Source organism: Arcticibacterium sp. GJ41-1, assembly GCF_055808875.1.
In genome coordinates, this window is the sequence record NZ_CM147888.1 from 3,418,168 (window position 1) to 3,436,138 (window position 17,971).

General features: G+C 35.4%; 13 protein-coding genes and 1 tRNA gene. 4 read left to right on the forward strand and 10 right to left on the reverse strand.

From position 1 onward, the window contains the following. Positions 1-4,947, reverse strand: a complete 4,947-nt coding sequence (locus AC0L6O_RS14205; RefSeq protein WP_473303262.1) for a DEAD/DEAH box helicase — start codon at positions 4,945-4,947, stop codon at positions 1-3. 629 nt (positions 4,948-5,576) lie between these two features. Here AC0L6O_RS14205 and AC0L6O_RS14210 point away from each other — a divergent pair. Next, positions 5,577-7,253: a hypothetical protein gene (locus tag AC0L6O_RS14210; RefSeq protein WP_473303263.1), complete on the forward strand. Its 1,677-nt coding sequence runs from the start codon at positions 5,577-5,579 to the stop codon at positions 7,251-7,253. 77 nt (positions 7,254-7,330) lie between these two features. On the opposite strand, the gene AC0L6O_RS14215 is transcribed toward AC0L6O_RS14210, so the two are convergent. The 9 genes from AC0L6O_RS14215 to AC0L6O_RS14255 all read right to left on the reverse strand — a co-directional run bounded on the left by AC0L6O_RS14215 (position 7,331) and on the right by AC0L6O_RS14255 (position 13,925). Then, complete coding sequence (locus AC0L6O_RS14215; RefSeq protein WP_473303265.1) at positions 7,331-8,455, reverse strand: hypothetical protein; 1,125 nt, start codon at positions 8,453-8,455, stop codon at positions 7,331-7,333. A gap of 114 nt (positions 8,456-8,569) precedes the next feature. Further along, complete coding sequence (locus AC0L6O_RS14220) at positions 8,570-9,388, reverse strand: hypothetical protein (RefSeq protein ID WP_473303266.1); 819 nt, start codon at positions 9,386-9,388, stop codon at positions 8,570-8,572. An 86-nt stretch (positions 9,389-9,474) separates the two neighbouring features. Next, the gene (locus AC0L6O_RS14225) at positions 9,475-9,597 is read right to left on the reverse strand and encodes a hypothetical protein (RefSeq protein WP_473303267.1); all 123 of its coding nucleotides are present in this window, start codon (positions 9,595-9,597) and stop codon (positions 9,475-9,477) included. Positions 9,598-9,900: 303 nt separating this feature from the next. After that, complete coding sequence (locus tag AC0L6O_RS14230) at positions 9,901-10,146, reverse strand: hypothetical protein (RefSeq protein ID WP_473303268.1); 246 nt, start codon at positions 10,144-10,146, stop codon at positions 9,901-9,903. Beyond that, positions 10,143-10,412: a hypothetical protein gene (locus AC0L6O_RS14235; protein ID WP_473303270.1), complete on the reverse strand. Its 270-nt coding sequence runs from the start codon at positions 10,410-10,412 to the stop codon at positions 10,143-10,145. Before AC0L6O_RS14235 ends, AC0L6O_RS14230 begins: the two co-directional genes overlap by 4 nt. Then, a complete protein-coding gene (locus AC0L6O_RS14240; protein ID WP_473303271.1) occupies positions 10,396-12,186 on the reverse strand; it encodes a hypothetical protein in 1,791 nt (596 codons plus the stop codon). Before AC0L6O_RS14240 ends, AC0L6O_RS14235 begins: the two co-directional genes overlap by 17 nt. A 114-nt stretch (positions 12,187-12,300) precedes the next feature. Continuing rightward, the gene (locus tag AC0L6O_RS14245; protein WP_473303272.1) at positions 12,301-12,597 is read right to left on the reverse strand and encodes a helix-turn-helix domain-containing protein; all 297 of its coding nucleotides are present in this window, start codon (positions 12,595-12,597) and stop codon (positions 12,301-12,303) included. 128 nt (positions 12,598-12,725) lie between these two features. Continuing rightward, the gene (locus AC0L6O_RS14250) at positions 12,726-13,640 is read right to left on the reverse strand and encodes a hypothetical protein (RefSeq protein ID WP_473303273.1); all 915 of its coding nucleotides are present in this window, start codon (positions 13,638-13,640) and stop codon (positions 12,726-12,728) included. Between the two features lie 211 nt (positions 13,641-13,851). Next, positions 13,852-13,925, reverse strand: a tRNA-Ile gene (locus AC0L6O_RS14255). A gap of 339 nt (positions 13,926-14,264) precedes the next feature. Between AC0L6O_RS14255 and AC0L6O_RS14260 the strand changes: the two genes are divergently transcribed. From AC0L6O_RS14260 to AC0L6O_RS14270, 3 genes are read left to right on the forward strand one after another with little or no spacing between them, the layout of a single operon-like run. Further along, positions 14,265-15,506, forward strand: coding sequence for an HD domain-containing protein (locus AC0L6O_RS14260; protein WP_473303275.1), 1,242 nt, complete (start codon positions 14,265-14,267; stop codon positions 15,504-15,506). Positions 15,507-15,544: 38 nt separating this feature from the next. After that, positions 15,545-16,573, forward strand: coding sequence for a UDP-3-O-(3-hydroxymyristoyl)glucosamine N-acyltransferase (gene lpxD / locus AC0L6O_RS14265; protein WP_473303277.1), 1,029 nt, complete (start codon positions 15,545-15,547; stop codon positions 16,571-16,573). Continuing rightward, positions 16,574-17,968, forward strand: coding sequence for a bifunctional UDP-3-O-[3-hydroxymyristoyl] N-acetylglucosamine deacetylase/3-hydroxyacyl-ACP dehydratase (locus AC0L6O_RS14270; RefSeq protein ID WP_473303278.1), 1,395 nt, complete (start codon positions 16,574-16,576; stop codon positions 17,966-17,968). It begins immediately after the preceding gene. Positions 17,969-17,971: the final 3 nt, after the last annotated feature.

Here is a 17,971-nt window from a genome sequence, read left to right on the forward strand (position 1 = left end):
TCAGGATTCAAACTCAATTTTAGGCAAACTATTAACAATGTCCACAGTCTGCACGCTAACATTTATAATACTAAGAAGTAAGTCTAAAATATATCTAGGATTACCTACTTCTTCTGACCAATCATTAGGGTCATTTTTGATGCCGCTCTTTTTATCAATTTTGACTTGGTATCGCTCCATAATCCACTCGATGGCAGATTTCCCGTTAACCTGATATTCGTATGCCTTTTCAGGTATATTAGCGACAGTTATCTTATTGTTGTAGTAAATGACAGACTTGTCATCCACGTTCTTCTTTTTGCCTTTTACTTCACCCTCCTTCTTTCCAAAACGCATTTTTGTAACCTTATATGACGTTCCATCATCACCTGTCACATCAGCGTCCTTATATGGCTGTATACTTTCATAATTAAGGTGCAAATCAGCTAATTGACGACCGGCTTTACTAAATTTCCAAAAGTCTCTTACATCCTCTACCAAAGGCAAACGAGGTAGCATCTTCTTTAAATCATTGGCAAAAGTCTCTCTGTATTCGAGGCCATGAAGGAAACCGTATACATAATAGAATATATCTTCTTTACCTAAACTAGAACCTTTTGAGGCTAATCCATAGGTTCTTAAGACACTATCTAGGATAAAATCGCTAACTCCATCTCTACGAACATATTCGTTATCTCCCTTAGAGTCAAAGAGTCCAGGGGTTTTCTGTTCACGCTTTTCGTAATAATACAATGGAAATGTCTGACATCCACCATTACCTGTTTTAGAAAGGCAGTAGTCGGGAATCTCTGATGAAATAAAATGTGAAAAACCGAGGTTACCAGCACCTGTCAAACTTATCACAACATTGGGATAAATATTAGAAGGAAAGAACATTGAATTTAGTCCAGGGCTTTCTATAAGATTTCTATCAAAATAGAAGGCCTGTCTCATAAATGGCCGATACATACCAACTTTTAAATAATTATCATTGAATTCAAAATGAGTTCCCTTACCAACATTATTTCTAAGTGCTCTTGACCAACTAATTTTATTAGAATCATTATCTATAAAATCTTCAACTTTAACTTCAGGATTAGATTGTTTTATGCTTGCAAAAGAATCTACTTGCTGGTTATAAAAGTTTATCGACTGAGAAATATTCTTCACTATTTTTATTCTTGAGTAGTTATAAACCCATGCATCCCTCGCCGTTGCAACACCGACTGCATAGGTATTAAAAAAAGATTGAGTATTTTGCCTAAACTTCTTGGCAGGTTCTAACGAGATGAAGTTATCAAAAGCTTCATTGCGTTTATTGATCCAATCTCCTTGATCGTTTGGTTTAAGAGTTCTAAGTTTTAATTTGTCGTTTACAAAGGATTTGTACGAATCAATAATTTTAAGCTTTTCTTTTTGGTCTAAATAGTCTCCAATATCATGGTAATGAATAGTCGCTTTTTCTCCTTTTACTTTTGGATTCTTTACTAGTAGAGTAATAGAAATAGGTGTCCTCGAACCACTTCCAAATATTTTACCGCCTTCTTTTCTACTTAACTCACCACTAGTTCTTTGGTTCCCTCTTAAATTGAAAACATAAATTGAGCTAAATTCTTTTTCTAAGGATAGTCTAAAACCATCAGTACTATTACCATCCAACCATGCACCATTAGAAACAAAGCAAATAATCCCGCCATTCTTATCTAAACGGTCAGTGCTCCATCTAAAAGATTTTATGTAAGCGTCATACAAAGACTTGCTTAGACCAGCGTTGGATAACTTTGCATAGGTATCAGATATTTTACCATCCAAGATTGGATAGGATTGATTCGCAGCGTTGTCATTAGCGGACTTTTGACCTATAGAATAAGGTGGATTCCCCATAATTATACGTAAGGGAGCATTCTGTTGTTCTTGTACTCGTTTTGAATTTTGTGGAAACATTTCAGAAAAAAGTTCTTCACCCTCTTTTGTTTCTCCTAGTTGGAAAGTATCAGTTAGACAGATTCCTTCAAACGACTTGTATTCGGCATCCTCTTCTAAAAGGTCATGGAAGGCATTCTCAATATTCACAGCTGCTATGTAATAAGCCAATAAGACTATTTCATTACAGTGGATTTCATTAGTGTATTTGCGGAGTAAATCATCTTTATTGATTAAACCACTTTGCAATAAACGAGTGATAAAAGTACCTGTACCCGTGAATGGGTCAAGGATATGTATATTTTCATCCGATATGGTTCTGCCAAATTCCTTGATAAGAATATCGTTTACTGAATGAATGATAAAATCTACCACTTCAATAGGAGTATAAACGATTCCTAACTGCTGGACCATTTTAGGAAAAGCTGTAGCAAAGAATTTGTCATATAACTCAATTATAATTCTTTGCTTGCCCTCTGCATTGTCAATTCCAGCGGCTCGCTTTCTTACTGAGTCGTAAAAACGCTGTAGTGTTTCAGATTCTTCTTCAATGGTTTGCTCTTCTTCCAATAGCTCGAGCATCGTCTGCATGGCCGAAGAAACTGGATTGTTTTTTATAAAAGAATAACCCTCAAATAAGGCTTCAAAGATTGGCTTAGTAATTATGTGCTGAGCCAACATTTCTATGGCTTGAGATTCATTAATACTTGGGTTAAGGTTTTTCTGTAATCCCACCAAGAATTTCTCAAATGCCTTCTTATGGTCTTCATCCACCTCTATAAGGCGTATAATTCTAGCTATCTGTCTTTCAGCTATTTTAGCGACGTCTTTTGCCCATTGCTCCCAATAGCCTCTATCGCCTACCTTTTCCACCATTTTAGCAAATACTACTCCTTGTAATTGCTCAAACTGAATGGCTAATTGCTGGTTTATTTGCTTGGTAGCAGCTTCATAATCTTCCTTGGTTAGATTATTTGGACTGTTAGCTGATTGACCATCATGATTAACATCCGGTCTTCCTACAATAATCTGATTCGGTCTTTTTTTATTAAGGTCAATTTTATTAATAGTGGCATTAAACCTATCATCATGTGCCCTAAGTGCATTTAAAACACTCCAAACTACCTTATACCTGTCATTATCATCGAGTGCATGTTCTGGTTTAACATCAGAAGGAATGATTACAGGAATGATAATATAGCCATAGTTTTTACCAGGCGATTTTCGCATGACACGCCCAACGGACTGTACAACATCAACTTGTGAGTTTCTTGCTGATAGGAAAAGCACGGCATCTAAAGAAGGTACATCAACCCCTTCGCTTAAACATCGTACATTGGTTAAGACTCTACATTCATCTGTGCTTTCATCTGCATTTTTCAGCCAAGAAATAAGTTCATCACGTTTTGGGGCAGACATAGTTCCATCTATGTGCTGAGAATTCATGCTAACCATAGCCTCTTGGTCTTTTGGGTTTAATGAATTTACATAGACATCTGAGGTATTATTAAAGGTTCCTGTTATAGATTTTGAGTCATCAATTGTTCTGCAAAAAGCCACAGCCCTTTTCATAGGATTTGGGTCACTTACTTTTATAATCTCATTGTCGCCCACTAATTTTTTAGACAAAGCGTTTATACAACCAATCAACTTCGACATATCGTCCGAAGTTATTTCATTGCTCCCATCAGCTATCATCTTTTGAACGGCTGGTGGCACATCCATATCGCTCAAAGTCAAAATAAGGACTTTATAATCAGTTAAAAGACCATCTTCTACAGCTTCGCCAAATCCAATACGGTACATTTCTTCTCCGTATAAAGCCACATCGTCCATAGAACATAGTTCAGCCTCTCTTGATGCCGCTTTTGACTTGGTATTATCATCAAAAAGCCTTGGGGTTGCAGTCATATAAAGCCTTTTACGGGCTTTTATAAAAGAATTGTCATGAACCTTAACAAAAGCAGATTCATCATCACCTGACAGCGTTACCCCAGTGGTACGATGAGCCTCATCACATATAATCAAATCAAAGACTCCTTTCTCTGGAAATTGCTCTAAAAGTGCTTTCTGAGTTTTGGCTATAACTTCGATGGACTGATAAGTGGAAAAGACCACAGTCATGCCATTAGATTCTTGCTCAAAGAAATGTTTTAGCTGTTTTACATTCTCAAAAACCTTAGTAGATGCTGGTAATGCCAAATCTATAGTACTAAAACCATCTGAATCTTCATTCTTTGTTTTCTTTTTACTGACTTCTGAATCGGAACAGATGCATATGGCATTGAGTTTTTCATCTGCTTGGGCGTACCATTCACGAAGTGTCTGACCTAAAAGAGCTATGGAAGGTACTAGGAAAAGAATTAGCCCTTTCCCTTCAGTTTCATTTTCCGCAATTTTTAGAGATGTAAAAGTTTTACCCGTACCACAAGCCATAATAAGCTTACCACGGTCAGCTGTTTTAAAGTGCTCATGAGTCAGCTCAATAGCCTTTTTCTGATGTTTCCTAGGTGGGAACTTCTTAGCCTTAGCCTCTTCGCCATAAATGCCCTGATTAAGCTTATCCCAGTCTACTGCTGCTTCTTCTAAATCGGTTAAATTAATTCGTGTAACAGCAGGTTCTTGATTGCGTATAGTCTCTTCCGCATTTGTACCCCAATTATTGGTTGTAGAAACCCAAAAACGATTAGAGAAACCTATTAGTTCTCCCTTCTCATTTTCAAACTTTTTACCGGAGGTTGAAAGAAAAGTATCTACTTCAGGTTTGCCAATAATAGCAGATTCTTGATAACATTTACACTGTATAGCCCAATAGTCGTCATTATCTGTTTTGGCTACTAAGTCAATTCCAGTATCCTTTCCACCAAAATCGTCTTTAAACGGAAAATCATTCCATAACCAAACATTAACTAGTTGAAAAGCGTACTTAGGGTCAGTTTGTAAATAGGCTTGAATTAGATTCTCAAAGCGGTCTCCTTTGTTACGTTCTGAGGTGGAATCTGCTCTGTATTTGGTTAAGACTTTTTGGAATGGATTAGATAACATTTGATAGGATTAAATTCAGATATCTGTAAAGATATAAATATTGGGTAAATAGATATCAGACTAACATTGTATTCTGTTTCCTAAATTATGACTACACCTCATTCTAAAAAACCTCATAAGGAACCTGTTCATTAATAAACACAGCTAAGGAGAACATTTCATTTATTTCCAAGTCATCTTAAAAAGTTCCTTAAGGTTCTTTCTTGCCATTATTTTTTCGAATAAAAAAGTATCCTAAGTAGACAATAATTCTATGAAAGATTATATGCTTAACTAATTCAGAGCCTATTTCTGTTAAAATCATCAGCGGCTCATGACCTGATAGATAGATTATTATATTTTCCATATGCATTACTTTGTTTGTTCAATACAAAGTTCTGCACACTAGGCCTTACACTCGTTTTTATGTCAATAAAAGTATAAATAACATACATTATATTTCGGACAATTCACAGGATCTTTTATCGGATTCTTTCCCAGAGGATCAAGAAATATTCTTAGCTATAGCCAAATAATTCTTGAAAATGTTTAATTTTTGCTTTTATATTTACTCTTTTTTAATGATTTTGCTAAGATTTCAGTAAAATCTTAGCAAAACTATGAGAACTATTCACTAATAATTTCTTCAAATGAACCCCAAAGAGTTTACATTCCACAGCTATACGCTATACCACGAATTTATACGATTAGTTATTTGCTGTTACCTAAAAGAAATGTTCCCCGACCAATTATCAGAATTAAAGGTAATTGACATAATAAAAGAAAAGAATTTAATTCCTAACTCTTTAAAATTACAGCCAAGTTACATTAGTCCTTACGAAGACCATTATAGTGCTAAAGAAATAGTTTTTCTTTCTGAGAACCTTTATAAAGAGGCATTTCTATCAAGACGTGACGCTCTAAGCCAAGTTGCAAGAAGGAATAGGCCAGACGGGGAAAGCGAACCTTTTCGATATAATACTACTATCAAGTTAATTTTCACATCGCTATTTCCTAAGTATTATATAACTAATGGCAAGCACTACTTTTCTAAATCAAAAGGTTTCGATGGAATAAATCCATCCGTTAATAAAGAAATTCAAACTTTACTTATTTCAAAGTCTTGGTCATTTTACGTTTTTTGGGAGGATAAGGGTAAACCTAAAGATATTCATCTCATTACCTATCGCTACGGATTAAAACGTTGTTTAATCGAATTCAAAACTTCTAATGAATTTAGTTCTCATGGTGAGGTCACTATAAAAAACTTTAATTATCAAAGTGGAGATGAATTTACCTATACAGCAGGTTATTCAATTGGCTTCAAGGATGATAATTACTATATCAGAACTTCAAACTTGTTAGAAAAAAAGAGAGGAAAGGAGAGTTCTAAAGTAATAAGTAAGTCGCTAGTTTTTCATTTACTCGGTTATCTAGGGAAAGGAAATTTACAGGATTACTTTTTTGGGGTTTATGGGAAGCTTAGAACCAATTCTATCTACGCTGGGACATTTTTAGTAATTGATAACTCAATAAGTGGGGATGACGATTTTATTAAAAAAAATGGCTGCATTCTTTATAAAAAACCGCAACCAGATAACAGTCTTTATTCTTCTAAGCGACATGAAAGTTCAAGGAAAAAAATATTGGAATTAAAAAAAATACCCGAGAAACATTCCATCGCTTTGAAATTACTCCGCAATCGGGGACAAGCATATATTAAACCACCGACAAAAAGGTTCGACTCTCAGATTGACTCTCTTTTAGAAAATTATGATATCCTGAAAGATAAATTCACTCACTTTCATAGAATGAACGATTATGAGTTCTTTATCTCAATCCCACTAACATCAAATGATAACAATCAGGAATATTCTACTAATAGGGAAATAGCAATTGAAGTTAAAGATTGTTTTAAGGAAATTTACCATTTAACCGATGGCTTTTTGGCCTGTCAGAATTATGATTCTTTGCAGTCCTTTAAAAACGCATATTTAGACGCTGATAAATATATTGAAACGGAAGAAGCAATCTCTCTGAGTGATATTTTCGTACTAATTCTACCTAAACCTTGCTCTCTAAATTTTTCTAATAAAACGCATCATTTTAGTAGTTGTTGGCCAGAATTAGGAGCCGCCATTGGCCTCAGAAAGAAAGTTGTTATTTTAGTGAATAACTCCTACTTATATTTAATCCCAAATATTGTAAGGAACTATAGATATTTAACGACGATAGCATTTGAAAATGAAAGTAAAATAAGTGAGGTGTTGAAAGATCCTGATGAACAGAAACGCATTCGTAAAACTATTTTTTCGTTAATTAAATAATTTTTTTAGATAACGAGTATATAAACTCAATTAAAAGCTATCTAATAGTTTAATAAGTTCATTGTAAGCTTTGTAGTTCATAGAGGTGCTAGAATAGACTCATCATCTCCAAACCTCAAAGAGTTTCTAAATACTTCAATACTAAGACCTAGCTGGAATGCACTGATGGGGTCATCATATCTTACATTTAGATAATCTCTCCCTCTATAATAGTGAAATAGGATACTAAAAGTTGGAGCTGGTGCAATAGGAACTTGGGCAAAGAAGTGAAAATTAGTTCGAAACTTTTTCTCATAGGGAAATTCAACTAGTTTATTATTTCCGTCCAAAATAGTGGACATTTCAAGCCTAATATCTACTTGATTGAAAAGGTGGAAATCGTCCTCATTTTTATGTGGAATTGCAATGCTTGAAATAGATGTTAAATTTATCCTATTCCTTCCATATCGGCTCTCCTGTTCTTTCCTAAAAGACAAAAAACCAAAATCATCCCCAGTTTCTTTTTGAAAACTCACCACTAGTCCATGATGAAACAAGTCGGGCAAATAATAATGATGGCTAAATCCAACTCGCCAGAAGTTAGTTGAAAAATCACCAGTAAGATAATTGTTTCGATTTAGTGAGCCAGGCAAATCATCTCGGATATAGGTACCAGGTCCTTGACCATTAGAAAAATGATGCCAATGCAAATCAAATTTAAAAAAGGAATATGTGGCGGTAGTATCTATTTTATGATTTGAAATCAAATCCTCTTTAAAGCTAAATAATGAAAAGTTGACTTTTTCCCCTCCTTCTCGAAGTCCAAAGTTTTTTTCATATCCAATACCAAACCTATTAGTTGGTGGTAAAATAGGGCTAGATTCTCCTTTAACTACTCTAGTGTGAAAAGAATAATCTAAATAGACCCTACTATAGCCGAAAAATGGAGTTATTCTTCTATCACGTTTGTCATTACCCGTTTTCCTTTTCGAAAGTAATGCATACCTAAAAGTTACATTTGGCTCAATTACATATCCACTTGCACCCTCACCGTCTTGAAGAGGTAGAATTCTATTATCGACTAAAGAATTGAAATTATTTACTAGTCCTATATACGAAATAGGCTTTTCAGTATTTACGTTGCTATTTATCATTTCATGAAGGTATTCCTGACTAAATAGATTGCCAGATATAAGTATTATTAAACACAATAACTTTTTCATAAATACAACATTTTAGACTTTCATATTTTTTTCTAAACAAATGGCAACCCGTATGTACAAAAGGCACTTATTGGTCTTTAAATGAATACTTTATATATTCTTTTGGAAGTATTCTCATTCTTTATCGGCAGTAAAAGAATAGGCGATTTTTAAACCAATAGCTGCATATATTTTGCTATGAAAAAGAGAATTTTCATCACTGCTTATACTTCTAGCTGGCTCTTCTGCACCAAATAACTTTAGAGGAAGGTTTTTACCTTTATATTCCTCGACAAAGTATCTTCTTGGTGCTCTCATAGGTGTAAATTCAATAGTACCTAGAATTAAAAACTTATCGTTTCTATATCCTAAACCAAATCCAACATCTATTGGAGAAGATGAATTAACTGTACTTGATGAAAATGAAAGGTCGGCTATGTTAACTAGCAAAGCAACAGCAAAATCTCTTCTAGCTGCTTCTATAGATTCTTCATTCAAAAGCTTATTTTCCTCAAATAAATCAAGCTTGTTGAAAAATTGTTTTGTGTTTTCTTCAGAGTTATTTTGAAGAGGATTCCAAACCAGCCCCATTGAAAACCTTGTTTGAAGGTGTGACACATGCTCAAATTGAACAGAATAATCTACTGGAGATATTGCAACATCCGTGATATTACCAAATCGCAATCCAGCTCCTGCTGCGGCAAAGAAATTGAATGGCCTTTCAAAATCTTCATTCGGTATTTTGGTTCTATCTCTAATTTCTGAGTTTTTTTCTTCAGTCTTCAAATTAAGGACTGTATCTATCACTAGTTTTTCTATTTCTTCAGCTAAATCGTCTTTGGACTTTTCTTCATCAACAATAGTTTGTACTTCGTCATCCTTCCACTCAATTGAATCCTGAGCCATGGAGCTTAAACTGAAAATAAACATTAGAACGAATAATAAATTTTTCATGGCTATATGCTTTGGTTGGAGTAAAACTAGCTTACATGAAAAGCATAAACCACGTGAAAAATACCCTTTTTCTATGCAGGCTAAAATTAATAGGCTCTTATCTCTTCTGAATGTAGTTTATTTGAATCTACGCCACCTTTTAATTCTCGATGGTAGTGCTTTTCAAGAATGTCAGGATGACATACCAAGTCAACCCTTAAAGCTTTCATTATCTTATTATGAATGTCCGACAAGCATTTCGGAAATCGTCTTTATTAAGCGTTTCTTGAAAAAACAAATGTCGTTTCTCTAAGAAACGAACAAAGAAACGGCGGAGAAACGACAGAGAAACGGCGGAGAAACGAACAGTGAAACGGAGACCGTTTCTGCCGTTTCTTTAGCTGTGAGCCGTTTCTTTAGAGAAACGGCTATGTAGAGAAACGCATATTCGTTTCTGTAAATAGAAGTATTTGTCAGACATGACCCAAATGTTGATAAGAGACATCTATTGAGGAGAATAAAAGAGCAAAGGTTTATACCAATGCTCTTCGGGCTTTAATGAAAATATAAAAGAATAGAACTAAGGAAATAGAAATTAATACTGTTGTCCATTTTGTGTTATCTGGCGTTTTCTCTTTCTCCTTTTGTGGTCTATTTTCAAGGATTTTTATTATCCGTTTAGAGAGTGTAAGCTTTTCCTCTTCGGCTTCAAGTTTTAAGGCGGTAAAAAGCTCCTCTGAAACTCTAAAGCTTATCTTTTTAGATTTAGGTTCGCTCACGGTTGTAATTTGATTACTAGCTCTTTTAGACCAGCTTTTGAACATGCTTCAATCCATTTTGGCAAGAAATCATTTAGTTTAATATTAGGGTTTGACTTAAAAAATAAATAATGAGTTTCTGCACCTAAATTTGATTTTTCAATTTTAGGTTGTATTACTCCTTTCGATACTTTTTCAGTGAAGTTGTAGACTAAATCCAAGTTTTCTGAATCATCCCATAAACCTGGATATTGAAATGGGTCGTTGTTATTATGCTGCTTTTCCATAGATACAATTAAAAATGTGGTTGTGATAGTTGAAATATTCTTTATAAAGGTCTGGGGCAAACCTTTTCATTATTTTAGCATGAGGTACATGTGCGGTCTTCCCTTCTTCTCTTGATTTAAAACCAAATTTCTCAGGATTCAGTGGAATAATCTTCCCATTCATACGCTCAAAAGAAGGCCCCACTCGCAAACTACATGAGTCCACCACTTTTTGACCTACTCTGCCTATTACAAGGTCTAAGTAGTTTCGAGTCATTTGACATACTACCTCCTTGTCGGTGTAAATAGGTGACTGGTCGCGGTCAGACGGAGCGATAACTAAGCTTTCAGCTACTATTTTGGTGAAATATTTAAGCTGGAAGAAGGTTTTCTTGATACGAAGTACTGGTTCTTGGGCACGCTCTTCTTCCTGACCAGGCAATGACACAAATTCTATCGGCTTTTCTTCTTGAGGCAAGTCTTCATACACAAACCTAAAACCGTTTTCACCTTCATTTACTTCTTGTTTTTCTTCAAGTTTCATTCCTCTTAACACATCGGCACACCCCCATAAACGTCCGTTAATTCGACGCTCTTCAAAGGCAGGATTATAGAACTGTAAATCAACCTCAACTTTCTCTTCTTCGCCAGTAAGCTCGTTTACACGGTACTCATAAGTACTAATGCAGTCTCTTCTAAAGTCTTCATTGTACTTCACCTCTTGATTATCCATGACAGGTAGCTCCGTTGGTTTCTTTGTAACGTATTTAACCACGTAAGCGGCTACAGATTCCAAATTTTGAACACTATGTATGTCTGTGGTGTTTGGGTCTGTCCATCCACATGCTACACCTTTTTCATAGGCTTTAAACTGTTTTTCTTTAGCAGCGGCATTAATCATCTTTTTACTTAATGTCTTTCCAGTCTTTACTACAACCTCTAGATATGATTTGAAGACAGGATGGCATTTAGTTGGCAATTCTCTCGTCTTCTGTACCTTTTGGACTATCTTGATAAGGTTAGCTTTGTCTTCCTTAAAAGTTGCCTTATTAAAAGTAAAGCCATTTTTGTGCAAGTTTTCATTGAAATACCTATATCTAGTTATGTAACCATGTTTTTCCACTATCTCATTCCACTTTTGACGAATTCTTTCCCAAGGGACAAAACGGTCTACCAAAATGTGAAAATGGATGTTTCCGTTTTTTTGTGTCTCTGCTCTCCAGAAATAACCTTTAATTCCAAAACCTTTCTGCTGTCCTCTTAAACCACCTCTTTTGTAATAATCATCGGCTGACATCTTTAACCAGTCAATAAATGGATGAAGCATGTGAGCTTTTATCTCGTTATCTCCATGAACTTGATAGGAAGGAAGTGATAGCGTTACGAAGGTTGGTAAAACCTCGTTTTCGTCCACTTGTCTTTTTTGATTTTTCAAGTCAATGTTCATTTCAATGGCTGTGAGCCATACTTGAAGCATTTGCTCTAAGTTTCTTTTAGTAGCTGGAGACAAATATCCGTTGTATGCGTTTTCTCCGTCATTCTGATGAAGCAGATTATCTATAGAATTTGGGTTAGACAAGGGTCTATGGCCATTCCTGCGATAAATATCTACTTGGGTAATGCTTTTAACTTTAAACTTGACTGTGGTCTCGAAAGTGCCTAACTCTCTTATTGCGGAATCTGTGGCATCTTCGTATGTTTTCTCCGGTACATTTTCTTCTGCCGCTGTCTTTCTTTGAGCTGCGATAGTTTTCTCTGTTCCGAATAATCCTGTTTGGGTAATTCTAGTACTCATTCTTTCAATAATTCTAAATTTCTTAAACCTTTTATTGATGTCGAATCCTTATTCAGCTAGAATCGACGTTAAGATAAACCAATAAGGTAAACCACGATTCTTGCCCGATGCCGCTTAAAGAGCGGTCATCCCCTTTTGGATTTGAGAAATAGTTTTTACGGGATTTCGAAGCAGCCATTCTTCTATTTCTGGTTTAGAAAAATAGAGACATTTTCCGCTAGGGTTAGAATGGGGGATTAGTCGCTTACTCGTTAATTTGTAAGCATAGGATTTAGAAAGGCCTGTATATAGGCACATTTCTTCCATAGTAAGGACAGACTTTTGTGAAATCAAGCTAAATAGCTCAATCTTCTCAATCTTTGCTGATTGCTCTTTAAGCAAATCAAGAATTGTTTTTTGGTTTTCGTTCATCACGATCTTTTGTTTAAAGATTAATAAATGAACCACCGGTGGCCTCTTTCGAGTGTAATTACCTTACAAAGGTGTAGTATAGGAAAATGTGTTTTGCTAGATAGTTGTAGATATGTAATAACTATCCACTATTCTGTTAATAGTTCAAGTCGAATGTCATTTAAAAAATTTTCATATAGTTTTTTGTCAATACTCTCGCTGGCAAGTTTAGCCATATTTGGGGAACAGTAGAAAAGGGGGGCTAAATCATTCCAAATCTTAGTATTTTTACAATATGCCCTGATAAATACTGCCAAATAAGTAGGCTGTTTCCATTCAATCTTATTAAAATCAGAATTCATCTTTTCAAATCCAAAAGCCATTAGAAAGTCCCCTAAATCTACATCATAGGTTAAATGATTTTGTTTTCGAAAGTACAGGAATAACTTTTCTGCTTTCTTTTTATCAATGCCCATTTTAGATTTAAATACCATAGTGTTAAGTACCTTTAAAGCTATATTTAAAGGCTGAGCATTGACAAAGCTTTCGATTTCTATTAGGTAATCTAGATGTATTAATTTCTTTTGCAGAAATTCATCAGAAAATTTATCTTCTAAATAGGAAGGATGTTCTATGACATTCCTTCGAATTCCTTTAAATTTTGTAGTTAGGGCAAGCATTAATCTAATTTTTCTTTCTTGATTAGTGTCTGAGTCTTGACTTGGAAGCTTCTTTAAGGTTTCTTTAATTCTTGCATTATCATGAATAAACCAAAGTACTTCGTTAAGAAGGTCCTTCCTTGCTAACCCTTCATCTTCATAGTTTACACTGAAAATATCTTCAATTACTTTTGGAAAGTTCGCATCTAGACTTTTAGGGTGCGGATATCCTAGTTTTTGCGATGCACGAATCTTCACATCACTTAATGATGACCACCTGTCTAAAGTACCCACAAATTCTGCGGCCTCGTCAAAATGTCTCATGGGGAATGTTACACGATTTACTCTTTCAAAATGAGATATGGCGTCCCGTGTTTCCTGTTCAATTTTTAATTGATAATTCATGCTAGTGCTTTTAAGTGGAGTTGTTCTTTTCGAAAGCTTTTCAACTTTTAATAATTCTCTCAAATCATTCAGTTTAGTCCATTATTAAAACTCGAATAACCTTTTGATTTGTACGAGGAATAGAAGTTAGTTAGCGAACAATTGTATGCAAATTGTATGCAAGTGAACATAAAAAAAGGAGTTACATTTCTGTAACTCCTTGAGTATTAAGTGGGCCCACATGGATTCGAACCATGGACCACCTGATTATGAGTCAGGTGCTCTAACCAACTGAGCTATAGGCCCTTTATTTTAAACAAAACCAAACTGATTCTTTTTAAGGAAGTCAGATGCTCTAATCAACCGGCAACCGCGTTGTGAGCTATAGGCCATGCTTTTAAACAACTCCCCTATCTTTGAAATTAGCCAAAAACAGGTTTTGTTTTCCTAAAGCGAGTGCAAATGTAAAAGGATTTATTTTTTATAGCAAAGCTTATCCAATAGATTATTAAAATAAATCACCATTTAACACATAAGTATTTCATTTTTAAGCCTTATCCTTTTTATCTTCTTGATTCTTTAATGTTCTTTTGAATAAATCTCATATTTTTTCACTGTGGCATTGCCTACTTTTGCAATTGGAATATGTACATACAAAACAAAAGAAAAATACTAAACGACCCCGTTTACGGCTTTGTGACATTGCCTAGCGAACTCGTTTATGATTTAATAGAGCACCCTTACTTTCAAAGACTCCGTAGAGTAAAGCAATTAGGTTTAACAGACTTTGTTTACCCAGGAGCTCTTCATTCGCGGTTTCAGCATGCCATTGGTGCTATGCACCTCATGGGACAAGTACTAAATAGCCTTGAGGCTAAAGGAAACCTCATCATGGAGGTGGAGCGTGAGGCCGCACAAATAGCCATTTTACTCCATGACATTGGTCACGGCCCCTTTTCTCATGTATTAGAGTATACACTTTTGGAAGGTGTAAATCATGAGAAAATTACAGAAATGATTATGGAGAAGTTAAATATAGCCTTCGGTGGAAAGCTAAATTTAGCTATCGAAATGTTCAAAAACACCTACCATAGGAAGTTTTTCAATCAGTTAATTTCTAGCCAGCTTGATATGGATCGCCTTGATTATATTAATCGAGATAGCTTTTTCACTGGCGTGGCAGAAGGAAGTATAGGTGTAGACCGTATTATTAAAATGCTAGACATTCATGAAGAAAGTTTGGTCGTGGAAGAAAAAGGACTTTTAAGCGTTGAAACCTTCCTAAACGCTAGAAGAACCATGTATTGGCAGGTTTACCTTCACAAAACAGCAATAAGCGGCGAGGTGATTTTAATAAAAGCCTTAGAGCGAGCCAGAGAGTTAAAGGGTGAAGGAATTCAGGTCGATTGCCCTAAAGATTTAGAAAAGTTTTTAAGTCGTAAAATAGGACTGGCTGCTTTCATGGAAGAAAAAGAGACTTTAGAAAGTTTCTTAAAAATAGACGATACCGACATTCTCTATTGCATAAAAACGTGGGTAAACCATGAAGACAAGGTACTTTCATTTTTAGCACAATCCTTTTTAAATAGAAAACTCTATAAAATCAGATTGTCGGACGAAAGTCCTTCTGACAAAGAAATTAACAAGGTAAAGGAACACCTTTTAGAGAATGGTGTTAATCCTAAAGACTTAAAATACTTCTTTCATGTTGGCAGCATTAGTAATGCTGGCTATGTTTTAGAAAATAGTAAAATCAATATTTTAAAAAAATCAGGAGAAGTTCAGGATATAGTGGAGGCTTCCGATTTACCGACTATCAAGGCTTTAGGGAAGATCGTCAAAAAACACTACCTATGTTGGTCCAAAGATGTATATTTGCATTTTTAACGCTTATCATAAAAGGTGGCCATAAAAAAGAAGCTAATATGAAATTCACGGTGCGTCAAATAGCCCAACTAATAGGAGGAGAAGTAGAGGGAGATGATAGTTTGGAGATTGACCAGTTTTACAAAATTGAAGAAGGCCAAAAGGGTGGGATATCGTTCCTAGGGAACCCCAAATACGAACCATTTATCTATAAAACAGATTCTTCAGCAGTTATTGTTGCTGATTCATTCGTAGCCAAAGAGTCAATAAATTCATCTTTAATTAAAGTTAAAGACCCTTACAGTTCATTTGCTACTTTGTTAAGCGAGTATGAGAAACTAACTAAAAAAAGCAAAGTAGGTATTTCAGAACTTGCCTTTGTAGACCCAACTGCTGAACTTTCAAAAGATATTTATTTAGGAAACTTTTCCCAAGTTTCTGAACATGTCAAAATTGGAGAAGGAACGGTTATATACCCTCAAGTATTCATTGATGACAATGTGACCATTGGTAAAAATTGCATTTTATATGCAGGTGTAAAAATCTTTGCCGATACTGTCATTGGAGACAATACAACTATACATGGCGGTGCTATAATAGGCTGCGATGGTTTTGGTTTTGCTCCGCAAAAAGATGGAACATATAAAAACGTTCCCCAAACTGGAAATGTAGTTTTGGGTGATAACGTATCTATAGGGGCAAATACCTCTATTGACAGAGCTACCATAGGAAGTACTTTAATAGGTAATGGTTCCAAAATTGATAATTTAGTTCAAGTTGGTCATAATGTTACCATAGGAAGGAATACAGTAATAGCTTCACAAACAGGCATAGCTGGTTCTACAAAAATAGGAGACAATTGTGTGATAGGCGGGCAAGTAGGATTTGCAGGCCACGTACAAGTGGCTAATGGCACTAAAATTGGAGCACAATCTGGAATAAACAGAAATGTGGTGAAAGAAAATTTATCTCTAAACGGAACACCATTTATGGATTTAAGACAACATCAACGTTCATTGGTATTTTTTAGAAAGTTACCAGAATTTGATAAACGTATTAGCGACTTAGAAAAGCAAAACAATAATTAAATGAATACTAAACAATCTACCATTGGTAGCGAAGTTTCTGTTAAAGGAGTAGGTCTTCATTCAGGAGAGGTGGTTACGCTAACCCTTTGTCCTGCTGGAATAAATGAAGGTATTGTATTTCAAAGGATTGATATTGAAAACAGCCCTAAAGTACCTGCTTTAGTAGAGTATGTGGTTGACACTGCAAGAGGAACAGTCTTAGAAAAAGACGGGGCTAAGGTTCAAACCACCGAGCATGTTTTGGCAGCTATAGGTGGCCTACAAGTAGATAATATTCTTATCAAACTAGACGGCCCAGAAATCCCTATAATGGATGGAAGTGCTATGCCTTTTGTAGAACTTTTGGAAAAAGCTGGTTTAGTAGAGCAAAATGCCCTTAGAAACTATTTCACCATAACGGAGGCTGTTCAATTAAACAACCCAGACCATTCTGTAGAATTAGCAGCACTTCCTTTAGACGATTATAAGCTTACTGTCATGGTAGATTATAATTCTAAAGTGCTTAACTCTCAGCATGCTCAGCTACATGAGATAGGAAATTTTAAAGAACATATTGCCTCATGTAGAACTTTTGTGTTCGTTCATGAGTTAGAAGCACTATATAACGCAGGTTTAATAAAAGGTGGCGATATTAATAATGCCATTTTAATAGCTGAAGACGAGGTTAGTGAAGAGCGAGTAGCTGAATTGGCAAAAATGCTAGGTAAAAATAAACTTACCATTGGTAAGTCTGGCATTGTGAATGATCAACCTCTTAAATTCAATAATGAGCCAGCAAGACATAAATTGTTAGATTTAATAGGTGATTTAGTGTTAGTCGGAAGACCACTAAAAGCTCATATTCTAGCAGCAAGACCTGGACATGCTTCTAATGTAGCTTTGGCTAAGAAAATCACCAAAGTTATAGCAGATGCTGCAAAAGCACCACCAACTTTTGATGTTGATGCTGAGCCTGTTTTTGATGTTAACGGTATAGCGAAATTGTTACCACATAGGTACCCTTTCCAACTAGTTGACAAAATAATGAGTCTAGATGGTAGCACAGTAGTAGGAGTTAAAAATATAACCATGAACGAGCCGCAGTTTATGGGACATTTTCCTGAAAACCCTGTAATGCCTGGTGTATTACAAGTAGAAGCTATCGCTCAAACTGGTGGCGTATTGGTTTTAACATCGACTGGAGAACCTGAAGCCTATTGGCCTTACTTAGTAGGGATTGATAAATGTAGGTTTTTTAGAAATGTTTTGCCAGGAGATGCGTTAGTCATTCGATGTTCGTTGCTAATGCCTATTAGAATGGGCGTGGCAAAGATGCAAGGAGAAGCTTGGGTAGGCAGTAATCTGGTGTGCAGTGTTCAGATGACGGCAAGGTTAGTTAAGAAAAAAAACGATTAGAGA

Excerpts from the sequence above, each read along its gene's own strand:
- AC0L6O_RS14205 (WP_473303262.1), bottom strand. The coding sequence starts at position 4,947 with ATGTTATCTAATCCATTCCAAAAAGTCTTAACCAAATACAGAGCAGAT.
- AC0L6O_RS14210 (WP_473303263.1), top strand. The coding sequence starts at position 5,577 with ATGAACCCCAAAGAGTTTACATTCCACAGCTATACGCTATACCACGAA.
- AC0L6O_RS14215 (WP_473303265.1), bottom strand. The coding sequence starts at position 8,455 with ATGAAAAAGTTATTGTGTTTAATAATACTTATATCTGGCAATCTATTT.
- AC0L6O_RS14220 (WP_473303266.1), bottom strand. The coding sequence starts at position 9,388 with ATGAAAAATTTATTATTCGTTCTAATGTTTATTTTCAGTTTAAGCTCC.
- AC0L6O_RS14225 (WP_473303267.1), bottom strand. The coding sequence starts at position 9,597 with ATGAAAGCTTTAAGGGTTGACTTGGTATGTCATCCTGACATTCTTGAA.
- AC0L6O_RS14235 (WP_473303270.1), bottom strand. The coding sequence starts at position 10,412 with ATGGAAAAGCAGCATAATAACAACGACCCATTTCAATATCCAGGTTTA.
- AC0L6O_RS14240 (WP_473303271.1), bottom strand. The coding sequence starts at position 12,186 with ATGAGTACTAGAATTACCCAAACAGGATTATTCGGAACAGAGAAAACT.
- AC0L6O_RS14245 (WP_473303272.1), bottom strand. The coding sequence starts at position 12,597 with ATGAACGAAAACCAAAAAACAATTCTTGATTTGCTTAAAGAGCAATCA.
- AC0L6O_RS14250 (WP_473303273.1), bottom strand. The coding sequence starts at position 13,640 with ATGAATTATCAATTAAAAATTGAACAGGAAACACGGGACGCCATATCT.
- AC0L6O_RS14260 (WP_473303275.1), top strand. The coding sequence starts at position 14,265 with ATGTACATACAAAACAAAAGAAAAATACTAAACGACCCCGTTTACGGC.
- lpxD (WP_473303277.1), top strand. The coding sequence starts at position 15,545 with ATGAAATTCACGGTGCGTCAAATAGCCCAACTAATAGGAGGAGAAGTA.
- AC0L6O_RS14270 (WP_473303278.1), top strand. The coding sequence starts at position 16,574 with ATGAATACTAAACAATCTACCATTGGTAGCGAAGTTTCTGTTAAAGGA.